This window comes from Kaistia sp. MMO-174 (genome assembly GCF_037147815.1).
Classification (GTDB): domain Bacteria; phylum Pseudomonadota; class Alphaproteobacteria; order Rhizobiales; family Kaistiaceae; genus Kaistia; species Kaistia nematophila.
Genome location: NZ_JBBCUO010000019.1, coordinates 1 through 612 on the forward strand (window position 1 = coordinate 1; position 612 = coordinate 612).

Consider the following 612-nt stretch of genomic DNA (forward strand, 5'->3'; position numbering starts at 1 on the left):
CGCCAAATCCCCGTCGCCTTCACGGTGAAGGGATTTGGCGTTGGCGAGACGCTCGCCTCTCTCACCTTCGACGGCGTCGATGTCACCCCGGCCGGGCCGCTCGTCGGCGATTCCGATGGCAAGGTGACTGGAACCTTCACGATCCCCGCCAACGTCACCGCCGGCCAGAAGTCCGTCGTCGCCACCGGCGGCACCGGATCGAGCGGCTCGGCCTCCTTTGTCGGCCAGGGCAAGATCGATGTCACCGTCATGCAGCGCGTGACGACTACCCAGTTCTGGAACGTGCAGCAGGAGGTGTTCCAGCAGACGCACGGCGTCGATCCGCAGGCCCAGACGGCAACCCTCGACGAGGGGCGGCACATCGCGGGCGTCGACATCAAGTTCTGCGCGATCGGCGATCGCTCCAAGGCTTGCCTGGTCGAGGTGCGGCCGGTCGAGAATGGCTGGCCGACCGGCGAGGTGCTCGCCGTGGCGCAGGTCGACATGGCGACCGTGCTGGTGAATGCCTGGACGAATGTTCGCTTCGCGCTGCCGCTGTATCAGCCGGCCGGCACCGAGTTCGCCTTCGTGGTCAAGACCGACGATCCGCAGCACGCGATCGCGGCGGCGACC

Annotated in this window: 1 pseudogene; it reads left to right on the plus strand. The window is 67.3% G+C overall.

Annotated features, from left to right (window positions below):
• A pseudogene (locus WFK98_RS27215) lies at window positions 1–612 on the plus strand (DUF4815 domain-containing protein); the annotation flags it as partial.